The following is a 17720-nucleotide window of genomic DNA, read 5'->3' on the forward strand; positions in this document are numbered from 1 at the left end:
CCCCTGTGAGAGTAGGACGTCGCCAAGCAATTACACGTAAGTGTAATATATGGAGGATTAGCTCAGCTGGGAGAGCATCTGCCTTACAAGCAGAGGGTCGGCGGTTCGAGCCCGTCATCCTCCACCATTCACCTATTACATAAGTTAAGCGTATTGAGCCGGTGTAGCTCAATTGGTAGAGCAACTGACTTGTAATCAGTAGGTTGGGGGTTCAAGTCCTCTTGCCGGCACCACTTTTATATGTTATAATATCTAAGTCTCTTGTAAAAAGAGCCATTAGCTCAGTTGGTAGAGCATCTGACTTTTAATCAGAGGGTCGAAGGTTCGAGTCCTTCATGGCTCACCATGTTTTTCTTGCGGATGTGGCGGAATTGGCAGACGCGCTAGAATCAGGCTCTAGTGTCTTTACAGACGTGGGGGTTCAAGTCCCTTCATCCGCATTGCCAAACGCGGAAGTAGTTCAGTGGTAGAACACCACCTTGCCAAGGTGGGGGTCGCGGGTTCGAATCCCGTCTTCCGCTCCAACTATACCATCCATGCCGGGGTGGTGGAATTGGCAGACACACAGGACTTAAAATCCTGCGGTAGGTGACTACCGTGCCGGTTCAAGTCCGGCCCTCGGCACTTATTACTGCGCCCGTAGCTCAATTGGATAGAGCGTTTGACTACGGATCAAAAGGTTAGGGGTTCGACTCCTCTCGGGCGCGCCATACATACTTTTAACAAAATCGGGAAGTAGCTCAGCTTGGTAGAGCACATGGTTTGGGACCATGGGGTCGCAGGTTCGAATCCTGTCTTCCCGACCATCTTTGGGGCCTTAGCTCAGCTGGGAGAGCGCCTGCTTTGCACGCAGGAGGTCAGCGGTTCGATCCCGCTAGGCTCCACTTGATTTTAATTGTTTTTGGCGGTGTAGCTCAGCTGGCTAGAGCGTACGGTTCATACCCGTGAGGTCGGGGGTTCGATCCCCTCCGCCGCTACCATTGGACCTTTAGCTCAGTTGGTTAGAGCAGACGGCTCATAACCGTCCGGTCGTAGGTTCGAGTCCTACAAGGTCCACCATTATACGGAGGAATACCCAAGTCTGGCTGAAGGGATCGGTCTTGAAAACCGACAGGGGTGTCAAAGCCCGCGGGGGTTCGAATCCCTCTTCCTCCGCCATATCAAATTTCATATTATATCATCGCGGGGTGGAGCAGTTCGGTAGCTCGTCGGGCTCATAACCCGAAGGTCGCAGGTTCAAATCCTGCCCCCGCAACCAAATTTCAAAATGGTCCGGTAGTTCAGTTGGTTAGAATGCCTGCCTGTCACGCAGGAGGTCGCGGGTTCGAGTCCCGTCCGGACCGCCATTTATATTCAAGGCTCGGTAGCTCAGTTGGTAGAGCAACGGACTGAAAATCCGTGTGTCGGCGGTTCGATTCCGTCCCGAGCCACCATTTTAATTCAATATATGTTTTGGCGGTTGTGGCGAAGTGGTTAACGCACCAGATTGTGGCTCTGGCATTCGTGGGTTCGATTCCCATCAATCGCCCCAAACAAATGCGGGTGTAGTTTAGTGGTAAAACCTCAGCCTTCCAAGCTGATGTCGTGGGTTCGATTCCCATCACCCGCTCCATTTTTATATTGTCGTGGGCCTGTAGCTCAGCTGGTTAGAGCGCACGCCTGATAAGCGTGAGGTCGGTGGTTCGAGTCCACTCAGGCCCACCATGACTTTTCTTCCACAGTAGCTCAGTGGTAGAGCTATCGGCTGTTAACCGATCGGTCGCAGGTTCGAATCCTGCCTGTGGAGCCATATGGAGAAGTACTCAAGTGGCTGAAGAGGCGCCCCTGCTAAGGGTGTAGGTCGCGTAAGCGGCGCGAGGGTTCAAATCCCTCCTTCTCCGCCATAAGGCCCGTTGGTCAAGCGGTTAAGACACCGCCCTTTCACGGCGGTAACACGGGTTCGAATCCCGTACGGGTCATTTTAAAAACCTTGCATAGAATGCAAGGTTTTTTTGTTTGGTTTGGTTATTAATTTTTAGTGTAAATAGTAAATGAGAGATATGTGGCAAAAGCGCTCCATAATAAATAAGGAATCAGAAGGCAGGCTGCAGCCTTATGGAGGGTTTAATGCGCCCAGCTTTTCCTTTTTCATAGGCGAACGCTGCGATTAATGCCGTCATCCTAAAGTTCGTATGGGAACAGCATATCGATAAACATGATTTGTTTTTGATTATCTGTGAGCGGTGCTGCTTTTGGTCGGTGCTCCGTTAAGCGGTTGACAGCTGACAGAAGCGATAACAAAATTTGCAGGCACCTTCATCATCATGTGAATTCTGTTTATTCTATTGTCACATCAATCACTCGTAAACCCGTTCCTCCATCATGTATTTCTAAAACAGTTCATCGGGCTATGCCTTTTTAACATATGAAACGTCCGTGTAAGAGTTGCTTCAGTTAGCGAACAGGCGTTTTAAAAAAGACAAATCTGGCAGTTGCAGTAATGGAGGAGGCATTGATTTTCCGTTTGCCTTGTTTAGGACGGATTGATAAACGGCATCAAGTTTTTTGGCGGTATGGAGAAAGGTGAATGACGTTTCCACCCGATGCCTGGCCCTGCGTGTCATTTTCTTTACCAGTGAAGGCTGTAAAAAAACGATGTCGATGGCATGTACGAAGGCTGAAGGTTTTTGACAGTGTTCAATGACGAGCCCGTTTTCTTCGTGTTTGACAACCTCTGTGTTTCCGCCGCAGTTTGTCGTTATTAACGGGGTTCCGGCAGCCATTGCTTCATAATACACACGGGCGAGAGGCTCATTCTTTTGAGAGCTGCGGACAAAAACATCAGCCATGAGAAAAAGGTTCGGCATCTCATGCGGCGGGATAAACTTTGTGAAAATGACATGCTCTTTACAGGGGAGGGCCAGCTTGTGCAAATATTCCATGTATTGATTCATACCGTCACCCGTGATGATTAAAACAGCATCCTTGTGCTTTTGTAATATCCGTCTCATGCTGTGGATCAGTAGGTGAGGCCCTTTTGCCGGGCTTAAACGTCCGGCAAATAAAATGACGTTTTTGTCTTCAACTCCGTATCTTTTGCGGTATTCATTTCTTATGTCTTTCCCTTTTTTTGACCAGACCGGAGGATAGGATGCGAGGTCAACGCCTGAATAAACGACTTTGATGATGTCCTCTGCTTCGGGGAAACGTTCGATGACGGATTGTTTGATAAATGCACTGGCAGTTGTAATCATAGACACATGTTCAAGAACTTCTTTTCCTTGTGCGAATGTCAGTTTTTTTTCTGAGAACATCTCGTTGTGCAGACTCAGAACAACTTGGCTGTTTGGCGAGGCTTTTTTATATAACGGAACATTGAGGGGCCTGTTGAATACGTGTATCAAATCAAAGGAAGCTTCTCTCAGTTCATTGGCGACAGCTTCGCGGTAATGAGTCCTCGGGAGACGAATGTAGTTTACTCCGTTTCTCTTCTCCTCTTTAGGGAGAGCCGGATCTTCAATAGATAAGACGGTTAACTCGTAACGGCTGGAGAAAAAAGGGGATATCCCGTCAATCATCATCGGAATGGAGCCGCCGTGCACGGCGGGGACCGGTAATTTTTCCGTGCAAATCAAGGCCAGTTTCACATTGATTCCTCCTCATACATCGATATGTATTTTTCGTCTCCCGCGTTTTGTCCGGAGGTTAATGCAGCAGACGAAGATACCTATACGATATCGTATTACAAAAAAGGAAGAGCGTGCTTTGTATAAAAGCCTATATGTAAAAAAAAGACCCCGGAAAAAAGCCGGGGTATTAATCAGCGTGCAGGTCGCCGAAAGTCGTCATAATTCCTTCTTCATCCAGTTCCTGTTCATATTTTTCATGTGCTTTGCTGGGATACACAGAAACGTGTTTTCCGGTAATGTCTGTCGCGATAAAGTTTTCATAATCCTCGGCATAGCCGATGTTTTCTTCTGAATTCATTGTCATATCGCCGTAGCTGAGCGGCGGGTCCTCTAAATCCTGCGGCGTCTCCGAGTTTCCATACTCTTCGACATCCTGATAGGCGTCTTCACTGTCGTAGGCTGCCCGGATTGATTCATCATCGTCGAATTCAAACTGTCCGAATGGCGTTTCTTCTTCGATCGGCCTATCTTTTGAAACGGCGTCTTGTGAGGAATATTCCGCAAGCGTCGTAGCGGTCGGCAGAGCTTCCAGTCTGTCGTAAGGAATGTCTTTGCCGCTTGCTTCGCATATGCCGTATGTGCCGTTTTCGATTTTCTTCAGCGAGTAGTTAATGTCGTGAAGATGCTCACGTTCATGTTCGAGAAGAGCGATATCTTTTTCACGCTCGTATAACTCCGTCGCCTCGTCACCGGGATGATTGTCATAGGAAGACAGTTCTCCGACCGAGTCATAAGGAAATTCATCTGTTAATTGAAAATGGTCATTTTCCTTAAACCGACTTAAAATATCGTGTTTTGTTTCTTCCAGTTCTTTTTTCAGATGCATGATCTGTTCGTTTGTAAGCAATTTGATCGCCTCGTTTCTATGTGATGCTTACTGATAGTATGAACGTTTTTACGCTGAAAAATGGTGGATAAAAATAGGTGTTTTTCCTTCTGTGACTCAAGACATACAACGATTGCCGCGAGTGGAGAAAATAATTTAAAGTTTGTTTCTTTATTCATTTGCTCAAAAAGGTTTATAATAAGAAATGCAGGCATTTTGTCGTGCACATTCTGTGTGTTTGACACAATGTAACCACAGGTGTATTGTATTAAAAGCATTTAACGGATTATGGAGGAATGTCTCATGGTGACAACGGTGCAGCATACGTTCCGAAAGGAAGCAGTACATGCATTACATAAAGCCAAACAAGTCAACCATGCTGTCTTATTGAGCTATTCAAGACGTATTGCGTCTTTGGACCCTCTATCATTTTTCAATTACGGAGCAAAAAAATATAAAGGCAAGCGATTTTTTTGGTCAGAACCCGGTAGTGAATTAACAATAGTCGGTCTTGGCACAGAAGCGGTGTTCCAATCGAAAGAAAAAAATGAACAACGGTATCACGACGTTTTTGAACAATGGGAGCGCTTTAAAAAGACGGCTTTTCATATTCATGAGGAAGAACAGGCGCAGCACTCGGCGATAGGCCCTGTCTTATTCGGCGGTTTTTCGTTTAATCCTTCTGAGGAAAGAGGAGACGAGTGGAATGGGTTTGAAGAAGGGCTTTTCTTTATCCCGTCACTTATGCTCACGAAAACAGCTGACGGTGATTATGTAACCGTCAATCAATGGGTTGGTGAGGCGGATCAGGCAGAAGATGTGCTCGAACGCTTGAAATCCTTTTCGGAAGCTTTTACGGTTTCTTCTTTGACGTATGAAGATTATCCGGCATTAACGAAGGCGGAAGAACTTGATGTGGAAAACTGGCTTGAAGCTATTAAAACAGCAACAAACGAAATGAAAGAAAATCAATATGATAAAGTCGTGCTGGCGCGTGAGGTGCTCTTGTCGTATGACGGGCCGATCCCGATTGAAAGCGTGCTGAATAAGCTTTTGACGGATCAAACGACAAGCTATATCTTTGCCTCTGAGCAGGGAAATAAATGCTTTATCGGCGCTTCACCGGAACGGCTTATTAAAAAAGCCGGCAAAAACGTGATGTCATCCTGTCTTGCAGGGTCGATAAAACGAGGGGAAAATGAACAAGAAGATGAGCGTTTAGGCTGGGAATTGCTGCATGATGAAAAAAATCTCATGGAGCATGATTTTGTGGTCAAAATGATACACGGTGCTTTTTTATCGAGCTGTCATGATGTGGAAAAGCCGGCAGGCCCGCAATTATACAAGACAAAAAATGTCCAGCATCTTTATACGCCGATCGTCGGCCGTCTTAAGACGTCAGCTTCGCTCTTTGATTTAATTGAAAAGCTTCATCCTACACCGGCATTGGGAGGCGCGCCTCAAAAGAAAGCCGTTGAAGTGATTGCTGAGCTTGAGCCGATGACGCGCGGATGGTACGCAGCTCCTATCGGCTGGATTGACAGCAGGGAAAACGGAGAATTTGCGGTAGCGATCCGCTCGGGTCTGATCGAAGGCAATGAAGCGCGGCTGTTCGCAGGATGCGGCATTGTTGAAGATTCTGACCCGCAATCAGAATATGAAGAAACACAAATTAAACTAAAGCCGATGATCTCTGCTTTAGGAGGTGAAAGGCTTTGACAAACCCGATTACCCATTATATCGGAAGTTTTATTGATGAATTTGCTCTTTCAGGTGTAACCGATGCGGTCGTTTGTCCTGGATCGAGATCTACTCCGCTGGCCGTGCTGGCTGCGGCCCACCCGGATATCAATGTTCATATTCAGATTGATGAACGATCCGCCGGTTTTTTTGCGCTCGGTTTGGCAAAAGCCCGGCAGCGCCCGGTCATGCTGATTTGTACGTCCGGTACGGCTGCGGCGAACTTTTATCCTGCCGTTATTGAAGCGCATTATTCACGAGTGCCGCTTATCGTGCTGACCGCTGACCGTCCCCATGAATTACGCGAAGTAGGGGCGCCTCAAGCGATTAACCAGCATTTTCTGTTCGGTAACTTTGTTAAGTTTTTCACAGACTCGGCTCTTCCCGAAGAACAGCCGCAGATGCTGAGTTACATCCGGACGTTGGCCGGCCGTGCTGCCAGTGAAGCGGGCAAGCGTCCGATGGGGCCTGTTCATATCAATGTGCCGCTCAGGGAGCCGTTAATGCCGGATCTCTCCGCGCAGCCTTTTGAAAGAATGAGAACGGGACGCCACGTTTCTGTGAAAACAGGCATTCAGTCTGTCGATAAAGAGTCTTTGCGTGAGGTTACAGAGCGCCTTGCCGGCGTTGAAAAAGGAATGATCGTCTGCGGAGAGATTCACAGCAACGACGAAAAACAGCATATTATCGCGCTTGCTGAGACGCTTCAATATCCGATTTTGGCTGACCCGCTTTCAAATCTCCGAAACGGAAAACATGATAAGAGCATGATCATTGACGCCTATGATTCTTTCTTAAAAGATGAAGAGCTGAAAGAGGCCTTGCGTCCTGACGCTGTCATCCGTTTCGGCCCGATGCCGGTTTCAAAGCCGCTCTTTTTATGGCTGAGGGATGATCCTTCTATTGAGCAGTTCATCATTGATGAGGATGGCGGCTGGAGAGATCCTACTCAGGCCGGCGCACACATGATTCATTGCCATCCGGCAGTCTTTCTGGAAGCGGTCCGTTCCGCTGAAGGCGCAATGCGGCATTCGGACTGGCTGGAAAAATGGCAGTTTGTTAATGATCGGTTCCGCCTTCATTTGCAGACCGCCAGTATGGATGATCTGTCATTTGAAGGAAATGTATATCGACAGCTTCAGCATCTCATTCCTGAAAACAGTTCACTTTTTGTCGGAAACAGTATGCCCATTCGTGACGTGGATACGTTCTTTGAAAAACAGGACCGTTCCTTCCGTGTATATGCCAATCGCGGCGCAAACGGAATAGACGGGGTTGTCTCTTCGGCTATGGGGCTGTGTGAGGGGACGCAAGCCCCTGTAACGCTTGTGATCGGGGATTTATCGTTTTATCATGACTTAAACGGGCTGTTAGCAGCTAAGAAGCTTGGCATTCCGCTTACTGTCATTTTGATAAATAATGACGGCGGCGGGATTTTCTCATTTTTGCCGCAGGCTTCTGATAAAACTCATTTTGAAGAGCTGTTCGGCACGCCGACAGGCCTTGATTTTCAGCATGCGGCCGCTCTTTACGGGGGCACGTATACTTGCCCTGATACATGGGAAGCCTTCAGGGCTGCATATGAGCCGCAGGCGGACAAGCCCGGCCTTCACATTATCGAGCTGAAAACAGATCGCACATCAAGGGTTCAGTTCCATCGTGAGATGCTGCAGGCCGCTGTGCGGGAAGTGAAAAAAGAATGGAAACTGTAAACATCAAAATGGCGGACGGAGTGTGCTACCGTGCTGCTGATAGCGGATATGATTCATCGGAAGCGCTTGTATTTCTTCATGGATTTACAGGCAGCAAAGAATCCTGGATGTTTTTGCAGGATGCGTTTCCGGGTGAACGTTTGGTGATGATAGACTGCTTAGGGCACGGCGAATCAGACGCGCCATTACAAGCGGTAAGGTACAGCACGAGCCGGCAAGTTTCAGACCTTGCCGCCATTTTTGATCAATTAAAACTTCACAAAGTGAAACTTATTGGTTATTCTATGGGGGGCAGGCTTGCCTATTCATTTGCGCAGGTGTTTCCTGATCGTGTGTCGGCGCTTGTTTTGGAAAGTTCGACTCCAGGTCTTGGCACGCTTCAAGAACGCAAAAACAGAATTCATTCTGACCGGAAGCTTGCTGATTTCATTTTACGGAACGGCATTAAATCATTTGTTGATTATTGGGAGAACATCCCATTGTTTGCTACACAGCTTTCCCTTCCTGAAGGCGTGCGGAAGAACATCAGGGCAGGGAGACTGAAAAATAATCCGTCCGGACTTGCAGGCAGTTTACTCGGAATGGGGACTGGATCACAGCCTTCTTGGTGGGATGCATTAGACAATATAAAAGCGCCCGTTCTTCTGATATGCGGGGAATGGGATGAAAAATTTTGCATTATTAATCAAAAGGTGCATAACCGGCTTCCATCGAGTAAAATAGAGGTTGTTAAACAGGCGGGCCATACGGTTCATGTGGAACAGCCGCAAATTTTTGGTAAGATCATAAGTGAGTTTTTATCGTCGGAACAAGCATAACCCAGATGCTGTTTCGGCAGCTCACATGTAAAATTAGAGGAGGTCATATAGATGGCTGCAGAATGGAAAAGTGAACGTCAGTACGATGAAATATTGTATGAGACGTATAACGGCATTGCAAAAATAACAATTAATCGCCCGGAGGTACATAACGCATTTACCCCTAAGACGGTGTCTGAAATGATTGACGCATTTGCTTACGCGCGTGATGACGCAAACATCGGTGTTATCGTGCTTGCGGGTGCGGGAGATAAGGCGTTTTGTTCAGGAGGAGACCAAAAAGTGCGCGGTCACGGCGGATATGTCGGTGACGATCAGATCCCTCGTCTGAATGTGCTTGACCTTCAGCGTTTGATCCGTGTGATTCCTAAACCGGTTGTAGCGATGGTATCTGGTTATGCCATCGGCGGAGGCCATGTGCTTCATATCGTATGTGATTTGACAATTGCTGCGGATAATGCGATTTTCGGTCAAACAGGCCCGAAAGTGGGAAGCTTTGATGCCGGTTACGGTTCTGGTTACCTGGCGCGTATCGTCGGACATAAAAAAGCCCGGGAAATCTGGTACCTGTGCCGTCAATACAATGCACAGGAAGCGCTTGACATGGGGCTTGTCAATACAGTTGTTCCATTAGAGCAGCTTGAGGAAGAAACCATTAAATGGTGTGAGGAAATGCTTGAGAAAAGCCCGACCGCACTTCGTTTCCTTAAAGCGGCGTTTAATGCTGATACAGACGGACTTGCCGGAATTCAGCAATTTGCGGGAGATGCAACGCTTCTTTATTACACGACAGACGAAGCGAAAGAAGGCCGCGATTCCTTTAAAGAAAAACGCAGTCCCGATTTCGGTCAGTTCCCTCGTTTTCCGTGATCAGATGACACTTCGAAACAGCTTGAGCCATTCTTCTGGTCCAAGCTGTTTTCTTTTCAAAAACAGTACTTTTACCTCGGAGATGATAACATGCTGACAGAACAGCCTAACTGGCTCATTCAAAGGGCGCAGCTGACACCTGAAAGAATGGCTCTCATATTTGAAAACCAAAGTTTTACATTCAGAGAATTATATGAAGCTTCTAAACAAATGGCGGCGCGGCTGGCCGCATGCTGCTCGTTGAGAAAAGGCGACCGTGTTGCAATTTTGCTTTCTAACCGAGCAGAGATGGTCTTTGCCGTACATGCCTGTTTTTTACTCGGCGCTGAAGCTGTGCTGTTAAATACGAAGCTCTCAAAACAAGAAAGGCTGTTTCAGCTCGAAGATTCGAAGGCGGTGCTTTTATTGACGGATGCCGGTTTTTGCCGCCGGGAATACGACTCTGTGATTGCGACGGCCGACGTGGACGAGCTTCAAGCGGCTGAGGCGGGAGACATTGAGGTTGAGGATTATATGAAGCTTGATGATACGGCGACTTTAATGTACACGTCAGGAACGACAGGGAGGCCGAAGGGGGTCCAGCAAACGTTCGGAAACCATTATTCAAGCGCTGTATCTTCAGCTTTGAATCTGGGGATCACAGAGCGGGACCGCTGGCTTATTGCGCTGCCTCTGTTTCATATCAGCGGGCTGTCCGCGCTGTTTAAATCGGTCATTTACGGCATGCCTGTTGTGCTTCATCAAAAATTTTCTGTCAGTGATGTGCTGGACAGCATCAGCCGCCACCGGGTTACGATCATATCGGCGGTGCAGACGATGCTTTCCGGCCTGCTGGCGGAAACGGATCATTGTCCTGAATCTCTCAGGTGCATCCTGCTTGGCGGGGGGCCTGCACCGCTTCCGCTCCTTGAAGAGTGCCGGCAGAAACAATTTCCGGTGTTTCAATCATACGGCCTGACTGAAACCTGTTCACAGATTGTCACGCTTTCTCCCGAATTCAGTATGGAAAAGCTCGGCTCGGCAGGAAAGCCGCTGTTTTCATGCGAAATTTCGATTGAGAAAGACGGAAACAAGTGTGCTCCGTTTGAACACGGTGAAATTACGGTCAAAGGGCCGAATGTGATGAAAGGTTATTATAACCGTGATGAGGCCAATCGAGCGGCTTTTGAAAACGGATGGTTTAAGACGGGAGATCTTGGCTATTTAGATGAAGACGGGTTTTTATTTGTGCTGGATAGACGTTCTGATCTCATTATTTCAGGCGGCGAGAACATTTACCCCGCTGAAGTTGAGGCAGTGCTGCTTGCACATCCCGCAGTAGCTGAAGCAGGTGTTTCGGGAGCCGAAGATCCAAAGTGGGGAAAGGTCCCGCACGCTTTTCTCGTGTTAACCTCTCCGGTCAGTTCGGCGGAGCTGGCCGCCTTTTGCCGTGAACGGCTTGCAAAATATAAAATTCCGGCTAAATTTTTTGCGGCGGAAGAGCTGCCGCGAAACGCGTCAAATAAATTGATGAGACACCGGCTGAATGATCTTCGTAAAGGAGAGCTGTCATGATTAAGATAGAAAAAATCACCCTTTATCATGTAAATATGAGGCTGAAAAAACCGTTTAAAACAAGTATCGAAACGCTTCAAGACCGTAAGTTTTTGATTGTTGAAGCCATAGACGAATCCGGTGAGGCAGGCTGGGGGGAAGTATCCGCGTTTTCTTCTCCATGGTATACAGAAGAAACGATTCAAACGTGCGCGCATATGCTTAAGGATTTCTTTATCCCAAACATAGTGGGGCGTGAGTTTTCCCATCCGTCTGAGGTGCCGGACAGCCTCGCGCGTTTTAAGGGAAATCGTATGGCAAAGGCAGGGCTGGAATCTGCTGTGTGGGATGTATACGCAAAGAAAAAAGGCATTTCTCTCGCTGAAGCTCTCGGCGGCAAAAGAGATAAAGTTCCCGCCGGCGTCGTGGTGGGGCTTGCTCCGATTGATGATATGCTTCGGGAGATTGAGCAATATGTAAAAGAGGGTTATCAAAGAATAAAAATAAAAATTCAGCCGGGCCGGGATATTGATTTAGTGAAAGCCATTCGCAGCCGCTTTCCGAACGTGCCGCTGATGGCGGATGCAAATTCGGCGTATGAACTGAAAGATATCAGCAGGCTGAAGGAATTGGATGAATTCCATTTAATGATGATAGAGCAGCCGCTTCAGGCAGATGACATTGTCGATCACCGCCATCTGCAAAAGCATTTGAGAACGGCCATATGCCTTGATGAGAGCATTTGCTCGGCGGATGACGCAAGACGGGCTATTGAGCTTGGAAGCTGTAAAATCATTAACATTAAGCCGGCACGTGTCGGCGGCCTGACGGAGGCTCTTAAAATTCACGACTTGTGCAGAGAGCATCTAATGCCGGTATGGTGCGGAGGAATGTTTGAGACCGGCATTTCCCGGGCGCAGAGTGCGGCGCTTGCCTCGCTGCCCCAATTTACGATACCGGGCGACATCTCGTCATCCTCCCGATACTGGGAAGAGGATATCGTAACCCCTGATATTCGTATTGAAGAGGGGTTCATTTCTGTTCCGAACGGGCCCGGTTTGGGTGTGAAAGTCAATCAAGAGGTTATGAGAAAATATGTTACCCAAATGGATGTTTTTACAACAAACAGCTGATAAAACGAAATTTTAGAAAGTTGAGTACATAGCGTGCCGCTGTTATATTGAAATTGTTCACATTTTATCCCCTTCTCGTTTGAACCGGCTATCAGCCGGTTTTTTTGTTTGGCAGACACTTGACAAATGTGGATACGTGCGATAATTTTGCACTAAGGAAACTTTTTGTCTCGTCTCAATGAATCGTTCTTAAATATAAAGAATTGTCATAAGTCTAACATCAATATCTTGTTTTAAGAGCAAACTCGTCCGGAGACAAAACGAGACAAAGGAAAGGGGACAGATATGAAAAGAAGCAGTATGATGGCGGCTGTTCTGGTGATTTGTTTTGCTATGTCTTCGTGCAGCTCTGAGTCATCAAGCGGTAACGGAGAGAAGCTGAAGATCACCGCTACCACCTCCCAAGTCGCGGATGCGGCTGAACAAATCGGCGGAGACCATGTCGAAGTTACGGCATTAATGGGACCGGGAGTTGACCCCCATCTCTATAAAGCATCACAAGGGGATACAAAAAAATTAACGGAGGCTGATGTTATTTTGTACAGCGGGCTTCATTTAGAAGGGAAAATGGAGGACATCCTAACAAAAATCAGCGCCCAAAAACCCGCCGCCGCAGTGGCTGAATCCATCCCTAAAGAAAAATTAATTTCAGCGGGAGAAAATATGTACGATCCGCATGTGTGGTTCAGCATCCCGCTATGGCTGCATGCGGTTGATGAAGTCGAAACTCAATTAAAAAAGGCAAAGCCGCAATATGCAGATGATTTCGAGAAAAATGCCCGGGAATACAAAGAGAATTTGAAATATTTAGATAAAAAGTCTCGGGATAAGATCAGCACGATACCGGAAAAAAGCCGTGTACTAGTTACGGCTCATGATGCCTTTGCGTATTTTGGCAAGGAATATGAATTTGAGGTCAGAGGACTCCAAGGGCTGAGCACGGACTCTGATTACGGCTTGAAAGATGTTCAAAAGCTCGTCAGCCTGCTTGCAGCAAAACAAATTAAAGCTGTTTTTGTAGAAAGCAGCATTTCTAAAAAATCAATAAACGCGGTCGTTGAAGGCGCCAAGGAAAAAGGGCACGAAGTTATGATCGGCGGTCAGCTTTATTCAGATGCGATGGGTGAAAAGGGAACGAAGGAAGGAACATACACAGGCATGTTCAGCCATAACATTGACACGATTGTCGATTCACTGAAATAAGCTCGGAAGGAGAGAACAACTTGTACCCTGTCAACATAGAAAATGTAACGGTAGCTTATCATAAAAAACCCGTATTGCAGAACGTTTCCATGCAGGTGCCCGAAGGAAACCTGGTCGGTATCATCGGCCCTAACGGCGCGGGGAAATCGACTTTGATTAAAGCCATTTTAGGCTTGATTCCAAGCGCATCTGGGGAGATTTCCATTTACGGAAAGACCTACAGCGCGGAGCGGAAAAGAATCGGCTATGTTCCGCAGCGCGGTTCCGTTGATTGGGATTTCCCGACGAGCGCCCTTGATGTCGTCTTAATGGGGAGATACGGGCATATCGGCTGGTGTAAACGTCCGAAAAAACGTGATGTGGAGGCAGCCAAAACATGTTTGGATAAAGTCGGCATGCTTGATTACGCCAAAAGGCAAATCAGCCAGCTCTCAGGAGGTCAGCAGCAGAGGGTATTTTTGGCGAGGGCCTTATGCCAAGAGGCGGATATTTATTTTATGGATGAACCGTTTGTCGGCGTTGACGCAGCGACGGAGCGCGCCATTATTACGCTGTTAATGGAATTAAAACGAAAGGGAAAAACCGTTCTCGTCGTTCATCATGATTTACAGACTGCAAAGGATTATTTTGACTGGATGCTGCTTTTAAATGTAAGAAAGATTGCGTTCGGTCCGACGGAACAAGTGTTTACGATAGATAATTTACAAAAAACGTATGGCGGAAGGCTTGCTTTTCTGAAAGATCATCTGGTGGCTGAAGGGGGCACAGGCTGATGGCAATGCTGGAAAATCTATGGCTTCAGCTCCAGCAGCCGAATACCCAATGGGTGATGGCGGGGACTTTGCTTCTCGGCATGGCGAGCGGAGTCCTTGGAAGCTTTGTGCTGCTCAGAAGACAAAGTTTAATCGGCGATGCCATGGCCCATTCCGCTTTACCCGGAGTTTGTCTTGCTTTTTTGTTTGCCGGGGAAAAGTCGATGCTGTTATTTTTAATCGGCGCGGCTGCTGCGGGCTTAGCGGGGACATGGTGCATCCAGAAAATAACGGAGCATTCAAAAACAAAAGAGGATTCCGCGATCGGCATCGTGCTGTCTGTATTTTTTGGTGTCGGCATTATTCTGCTGACCTATATTCAAAGGCTCGGTTCCGGCAGTCAAAGCGGGCTTGATTCCTTTTTGTTCGGTCAAGCGGCTTCGCTTATCAAGCAGGATATTCTGATCATCGGCGTAATCTCCGCAGTTTTGCTCCTGCTGTGCACAGTCTTTTTTAAAGAATTTAAATTGATCACATTTGATATGGCGTTTGCAAAGGGTCTAGGGCTTCCGGTCCGCTTTCTGAATGGGCTTTTGGTTTTATTGATCGTTTGTGCGGTTGTAATCGGCCTTCAGACTGTCGGCGTCATTTTAATGGCGGCCATGCTCATTACACCTGCCATTGCCGCAAGATATTGGACGGAGCGTTTAACGGTGATGATTGTGCTGTCCGGACTGATCGGTGGGGTCAGCGGGGTGACGGGAACGCTGCTGAGCACGACTATGGACGGTATGGCGACCGGACCGTTAATTATTTTAACCGCGACTTCCGTATTTTTATTCTCTCTATTATTCGCCCCGAACCGGGGACTGGCTTCAAAGGCGGCAAGGCTGCTCAGACTGAGAAGAAAGACGGCTTTCGAACAAGTGCTTTCAGCCATCTATGAAAACTATGAACAAACGAATGAAACGGTACTAACAGAGCAGATGATTAAAAAAGAAGGGAGACGCTCCATCAGGATTCTGGAGAAAAAGGGCTTCATAAAGCGCGGCGGGGCTGAAACATGGAAGGTGACTCAATCCGGGCTTGAAAAGGGTTATGAGCTTGCTTTATCTCAGCGCATGTATGAGGTTTTTCTCATGCATGAAACAGAGCTTTCCCCCATAAATACGGCTGAAAGGGACGATTTTTCTCCTGATCGGCTGCCGAAGGAAACGAAAGAAAAGCTTTATCATCTTTTGCGATTGCATGGCAGAATGCCGCAGTTCTCTGCGCAAAAGGCAAAAGGAGGCGCTGTCAATGAGCTATGAAGCATGGATTATCGCGACGGGGATATTAGTCGGCGTGAGCTGCGCTTTAATCGGCACCTTTCTCGTTCTGAGAAAAATGGCAATGCTTGCTGACGCGATCAGCCATACTGTACTGCTGGGAATTGTCGGCGCTTTCCTTGTGACGAAAAGCCTTGACGGCATTCCTATGTTTATCGGAGCGGCAGCTGTCGGGCTTCTGACCGCTTTTTTCGTACAGCTGCTGCACAGCAAAGGAGTTCAGTCTGATGCGGCCATCGGAGTTGTTTTCACGTCTTTGTTTGCCGTCGGCGTCATTTTGCTGTCCGTATACGGTGAAAATGTGCATCTCGATGTGGAGCATTCCCTTATGGGGGAAATTGCCTTTGTTCCGTGGAATACTGCTGAACTGTTCGGCGCGGATATCGGCCCTAAAGCGTTCTGGATGCTTGCGTCTGTGCTTATCGTAAATGTATTGCTGATTGTGTTTTGTTATAAAGAATTTAAAATTGCTTCATTTGATCCTGAGATGGCAATGGCGATCGGCATTCCGGTTTTGCTGATTCATTATGTGCAGATGGGCATGCTGTCGCTTACGACCGTCGCTTCCTTTGATTCCGTCGGCGCTGTTTTAGTCGTGGCCATGCTGATTGTGCCGCCTGCCGCTGCCTATCTGTTTACAAACCGGCTGTCTTCCATGCTCATGATCAGCGCCTGTATCGGCGGGCTGTCTGCGGTATTGGGATATTGCTTTGCGTCGTGGCTGAATGTGTCAATTTCCGGCGCAATGGCCGCGATGACAGGTGTCTTTTTTCTGCTGGCGTTTCTGTTTTCGCCTTCACAGGGTCTGATCTCTAAAAGGCTTGCGGGACGCAAATTAAAAAGAGCTGTATGAAAACAGCTCTTTTTTTTACAAATCTTGCGGTTTAAAAGTTTTGCAATCCGTTTCTTCACTTTTTTTAGCTGTATTGCCTGTATGACTGACAACATAAATCGCGTCAGCCGTGCACTTGTTTCCTTGTCCCCAATATGAACAGTTATTGACTTCGCACAGAATTTTTTGTTTCATGCTGAAACTCTCCCTCCAAGATAAAAGGTACGCCTTTAGTATAGCCAGCCTTACATGTGCTATTCCTCCTGGCGGATATAACGTTTATCTTTCATAAATAACTTCCAAAAGAAATAAAATCCTGGAAATAAGATGATGAAAGCAACGATATAAGTCATAAACAGCGCCCTGAACGTTGCAGGCTCCGTAAAGCCGGACATGATGGTGATATCGGGATAAATCATATAAGGGAGATGAGCGCGCCCGTATGCATAGCTTGCCAGGAAATATTGAACCGCAATCGCTATCATGGCAATTCTCGGCTTGCCGAGGTTTTGTCCGAAACGTTTATTCGGCAGAAACAGAGCTACGCCCGCGATAATAAATGTAATGACAGAAAGAATCAGCCACGTCTTATCCTTCATCATCCCGGCATACAGCCAGGCGGCTTCAGTGCGTAAAGTCAGCATAATGAATATCGCAAAAAGAAGGGAAAGTGGTCCTGTTATTAACGCGCTCCGCCTGTAAATTCGGTATGCGTGCTCCTCTTCAGCCACATTGGAAAAATCGGCCAAAAGCAGCGAAGATAAAAATAAAGTAGTTAAGATGGCAAAGCCGATAAAAGCATAAGCGTTCAGGCTCGTGAACACACTGACCAAATTCAGATGATAAACTCCGCCCGTTTTTTCGATAAACCCGCCGTGTGTCACCGGAAGCACAAGAATAAGCACTGCCGGTATAATAAAGCCTGAGATGCCGGAAATATATCTCATAATTTTTCTTTCTTTCGCCGTGTTGGAAAAGACGAGAAAACCGCTGCGGATCGCTAAAAGCAGCAAAATGATACTCCCCGGAATTAATAAAACGGTTCCAAGCACGAAAGTTGCTCCCGGAAAGAAGCTGAAAAGGGCGACAACGATCGCGACGATAAAGACATTGGTCACTTCCCATGTCGGCGACAAATAACGGTTGGCGATGTTTGTCGCTTTTGTTTGTTCTTTATTTAAATAAATCATGGACCAAAAACCGGCTCCGAAGTCCATCGTCGCCATGACCGCGTAGATAAACACGAAACCCCATACGATTGAAATCGCGATAAGAGCATCCATGGTAATGTCCATTTTTCGATTC

14 protein-coding genes, 21 tRNA genes and 1 pseudogene are annotated in these 17720 nt (G+C 47.3%); 31 read left to right on the plus strand and 5 right to left on the minus strand.

Translation table 11 applies throughout. The features are described 5' to 3' along the window. Positions 1 to 51 precede the first annotated feature (51 nt). The 21 genes from AXI59_RS09475 (at position 52) to AXI59_RS09575 (ending at position 1958) form a co-directional block, all read left to right on the plus strand. A tRNA-Val gene (locus tag AXI59_RS09475) sits at positions 52 to 127 on the plus strand. Positions 128 to 157: 30 nt separating this feature from the next. Next, positions 158 to 233: transfer RNA gene (locus tag AXI59_RS09480), tRNA-Thr, on the plus strand. Between the two features lie 37 nt (positions 234 to 270). Next, positions 271 to 346 (plus strand) — tRNA-Lys (locus tag AXI59_RS09485). 10 nt (positions 347 to 356) lie between these two features. Then, positions 357 to 440 (plus strand) — tRNA-Leu (locus AXI59_RS09490). 9 nt (positions 441 to 449) lie between these two features. Beyond that, positions 450 to 524 (plus strand) — tRNA-Gly (locus AXI59_RS09495). A 14-nt stretch (positions 525 to 538) separates the two neighbouring features. Then, positions 539 to 624 (plus strand) — tRNA-Leu (locus AXI59_RS09500). 9 nt (positions 625 to 633) lie between these two features. After that, positions 634 to 710 (plus strand) — tRNA-Arg (locus AXI59_RS09505). Between the two features lie 19 nt (positions 711 to 729). After that, positions 730 to 806, plus strand: a tRNA-Pro gene (locus AXI59_RS09510). 5 nt (positions 807 to 811) lie between these two features. Next, a tRNA-Ala gene (locus tag AXI59_RS09515) sits at positions 812 to 884 on the plus strand. 19 nt (positions 885 to 903) lie between these two features. Beyond that, a tRNA-Met gene (locus AXI59_RS09520) sits at positions 904 to 980 on the plus strand. Positions 981 to 982: 2 nt separating this feature from the next. Further along, positions 983 to 1059: transfer RNA gene (locus tag AXI59_RS09525), tRNA-Ile, on the plus strand. A 6-nt stretch (positions 1060 to 1065) separates the two neighbouring features. Next, a tRNA-Ser gene (locus AXI59_RS09530) sits at positions 1066 to 1158 on the plus strand. A gap of 23 nt (positions 1159 to 1181) precedes the next feature. Next, positions 1182 to 1258: transfer RNA gene (locus tag AXI59_RS09535), tRNA-Met, on the plus strand. Between the two features lie 11 nt (positions 1259 to 1269). Beyond that, positions 1270 to 1346: transfer RNA gene (locus tag AXI59_RS09540), tRNA-Asp, on the plus strand. 11 nt (positions 1347 to 1357) lie between these two features. Further along, a tRNA-Phe gene (locus AXI59_RS09545) sits at positions 1358 to 1433 on the plus strand. 22 nt (positions 1434 to 1455) lie between these two features. Continuing rightward, positions 1456 to 1531 (plus strand) — tRNA-His (locus AXI59_RS09550). Between the two features lie 7 nt (positions 1532 to 1538). Continuing rightward, positions 1539 to 1612 (plus strand) — tRNA-Gly (locus AXI59_RS09555). Between the two features lie 15 nt (positions 1613 to 1627). Next, positions 1628 to 1704, plus strand: a tRNA-Ile gene (locus AXI59_RS09560). 10 nt (positions 1705 to 1714) lie between these two features. Further along, positions 1715 to 1789: transfer RNA gene (locus AXI59_RS09565), tRNA-Asn, on the plus strand. Between the two features lie 3 nt (positions 1790 to 1792). Beyond that, a tRNA-Ser gene (locus AXI59_RS09570) sits at positions 1793 to 1883 on the plus strand. Between the two features lie 3 nt (positions 1884 to 1886). Beyond that, positions 1887 to 1958: transfer RNA gene (locus AXI59_RS09575), tRNA-Glu, on the plus strand. A gap of 49 nt (positions 1959 to 2007) precedes the next feature. On the opposite strand, the pseudogene AXI59_RS19315 reads toward AXI59_RS09575, so the two are convergent. The 3 genes and pseudogenes from AXI59_RS19315 to AXI59_RS09585 all read right to left on the minus strand — a co-directional run. After that, positions 2008 to 2094: pseudogene (locus tag AXI59_RS19315) on the minus strand (tryptophan-rich sensory protein); the annotation flags it as partial. A gap of 335 nt (positions 2095 to 2429) precedes the next feature. Then, positions 2430 to 3626, minus strand: a complete 1197-nt coding sequence (locus tag AXI59_RS09580) for a glycosyltransferase family 4 protein (protein WP_061528042.1) — start codon at positions 3624 to 3626, stop codon at positions 2430 to 2432. Between the two features lie 169 nt (positions 3627 to 3795). Next, positions 3796 to 4515, minus strand: a complete 720-nt coding sequence (locus tag AXI59_RS09585) for a TraR/DksA C4-type zinc finger protein (RefSeq protein WP_061528043.1) — start codon at positions 4513 to 4515, stop codon at positions 3796 to 3798. Between the two features lie 282 nt (positions 4516 to 4797). On the opposite strand from AXI59_RS09585, the gene AXI59_RS09590 reads away from it, so the two are divergent. The 10 genes from AXI59_RS09590 (at position 4798) to AXI59_RS09635 (ending at position 16436) form a co-directional block, all read left to right on the plus strand. Next, positions 4798 to 6213, plus strand: coding sequence for an isochorismate synthase (locus AXI59_RS09590; protein ID WP_061520043.1), 1416 nt, complete (start codon positions 4798 to 4800; stop codon positions 6211 to 6213). Continuing rightward, positions 6210 to 7946 (plus strand): 2-succinyl-5-enolpyruvyl-6-hydroxy-3-cyclohexene-1-carboxylic-acid synthase, encoded by a 1737-nt coding sequence (gene menD, locus AXI59_RS09595; protein WP_061528044.1) that lies wholly within the window; start codon positions 6210 to 6212, stop codon positions 7944 to 7946. Before AXI59_RS09590 ends, menD begins: the two co-directional genes overlap by 4 nt. After that, on the plus strand, positions 7934 to 8764 hold the full coding sequence (menH, locus tag AXI59_RS09600) for a 2-succinyl-6-hydroxy-2,4-cyclohexadiene-1-carboxylate synthase (RefSeq protein WP_061520045.1): 831 nt from the start codon (positions 7934 to 7936) through the stop codon (positions 8762 to 8764). Before menD ends, menH begins: the two co-directional genes overlap by 13 nt. A 51-nt stretch (positions 8765 to 8815) precedes the next feature. Continuing rightward, positions 8816 to 9634: a 1,4-dihydroxy-2-naphthoyl-CoA synthase gene (gene menB, locus AXI59_RS09605; RefSeq protein WP_061520046.1), complete on the plus strand. Its 819-nt coding sequence runs from the start codon at positions 8816 to 8818 to the stop codon at positions 9632 to 9634. 90 nt (positions 9635 to 9724) lie between these two features. Next, positions 9725 to 11188, plus strand: a complete 1464-nt coding sequence (locus AXI59_RS09610) for an o-succinylbenzoate--CoA ligase (RefSeq protein ID WP_061528045.1) — start codon at positions 9725 to 9727, stop codon at positions 11186 to 11188. Beyond that, the gene (gene menC, locus AXI59_RS09615; protein WP_061528046.1) at positions 11185 to 12300 is read left to right on the plus strand and encodes an o-succinylbenzoate synthase; all 1116 of its coding nucleotides are present in this window, start codon (positions 11185 to 11187) and stop codon (positions 12298 to 12300) included. Before AXI59_RS09610 ends, menC begins: the two co-directional genes overlap by 4 nt. Before the next feature lie 285 nt (positions 12301 to 12585). Next, on the plus strand, positions 12586 to 13503 hold the full coding sequence (locus AXI59_RS09620) for a metal ABC transporter solute-binding protein, Zn/Mn family (protein ID WP_061528047.1): 918 nt from the start codon (positions 12586 to 12588) through the stop codon (positions 13501 to 13503). Between the two features lie 20 nt (positions 13504 to 13523). Continuing rightward, positions 13524 to 14276: a metal ABC transporter ATP-binding protein gene (locus AXI59_RS09625; protein WP_061520050.1), complete on the plus strand. Its 753-nt coding sequence runs from the start codon at positions 13524 to 13526 to the stop codon at positions 14274 to 14276. A gap of 5 nt (positions 14277 to 14281) precedes the next feature. Continuing rightward, complete coding sequence (locus AXI59_RS09630; protein WP_061528068.1) at positions 14282 to 15565, plus strand: metal ABC transporter permease; 1284 nt, start codon at positions 14282 to 14284, stop codon at positions 15563 to 15565. Continuing rightward, entirely contained in the window at positions 15555 to 16436 is an 882-nt protein-coding gene (locus tag AXI59_RS09635) for a metal ABC transporter permease (RefSeq protein ID WP_061520051.1), read from the plus strand. The genes AXI59_RS09630 and AXI59_RS09635 overlap by 11 nt, the downstream gene beginning before the upstream one ends. A 15-nt stretch (positions 16437 to 16451) precedes the next feature. On the opposite strand, the gene AXI59_RS19320 is transcribed toward AXI59_RS09635, so the two are convergent. Further along, entirely contained in the window at positions 16452 to 16610 is a 159-nt protein-coding gene (locus AXI59_RS19320) for a DUF1540 domain-containing protein (RefSeq protein WP_082791754.1), read from the minus strand. A gap of 59 nt (positions 16611 to 16669) precedes the next feature. Further along, positions 16670 to 17710: a cytochrome d ubiquinol oxidase subunit II gene (locus AXI59_RS09640; RefSeq protein WP_061520052.1), complete on the minus strand. Its 1041-nt coding sequence runs from the start codon at positions 17708 to 17710 to the stop codon at positions 16670 to 16672. Positions 17711 to 17720 lie beyond the last annotated feature (10 nt).

The organism is Bacillus nakamurai (assembly GCF_001584325.1).
GTDB classification, from domain to species: Bacteria; Bacillota; Bacilli; order Bacillales; family Bacillaceae; genus Bacillus; species Bacillus nakamurai.

Coding starts and splice junctions, on each gene's coding strand:
- AXI59_RS09590 (WP_061520043.1), top strand. CDS start 4,798: ATGGTGACAACGGTGCAGCATACGTTCCGAAAGGAAGCAGTACATGCA.
- menH (WP_061520045.1), top strand. CDS start 7,934: ATGGAAACTGTAAACATCAAAATGGCGGACGGAGTGTGCTACCGTGCT.
- menB (WP_061520046.1), top strand. CDS start 8,816: ATGGCTGCAGAATGGAAAAGTGAACGTCAGTACGATGAAATATTGTAT.
- AXI59_RS09610 (WP_061528045.1), top strand. CDS start 9,725: ATGCTGACAGAACAGCCTAACTGGCTCATTCAAAGGGCGCAGCTGACA.
- menC (WP_061528046.1), top strand. CDS start 11,185: ATGATTAAGATAGAAAAAATCACCCTTTATCATGTAAATATGAGGCTG.
- AXI59_RS09620 (WP_061528047.1), top strand. CDS start 12,586: ATGAAAAGAAGCAGTATGATGGCGGCTGTTCTGGTGATTTGTTTTGCT.
- AXI59_RS09630 (WP_061528068.1), top strand. CDS start 14,282: ATGCTGGAAAATCTATGGCTTCAGCTCCAGCAGCCGAATACCCAATGG.
- AXI59_RS09635 (WP_061520051.1), top strand. CDS start 15,555: ATGAGCTATGAAGCATGGATTATCGCGACGGGGATATTAGTCGGCGTG.
- AXI59_RS19320 (WP_082791754.1), bottom strand. CDS start 16,610: ATGAAACAAAAAATTCTGTGCGAAGTCAATAACTGTTCATATTGGGGA.
- AXI59_RS09640 (WP_061520052.1), bottom strand. CDS start 17,710: ATGGACATTACCATGGATGCTCTTATCGCGATTTCAATCGTATGGGGT.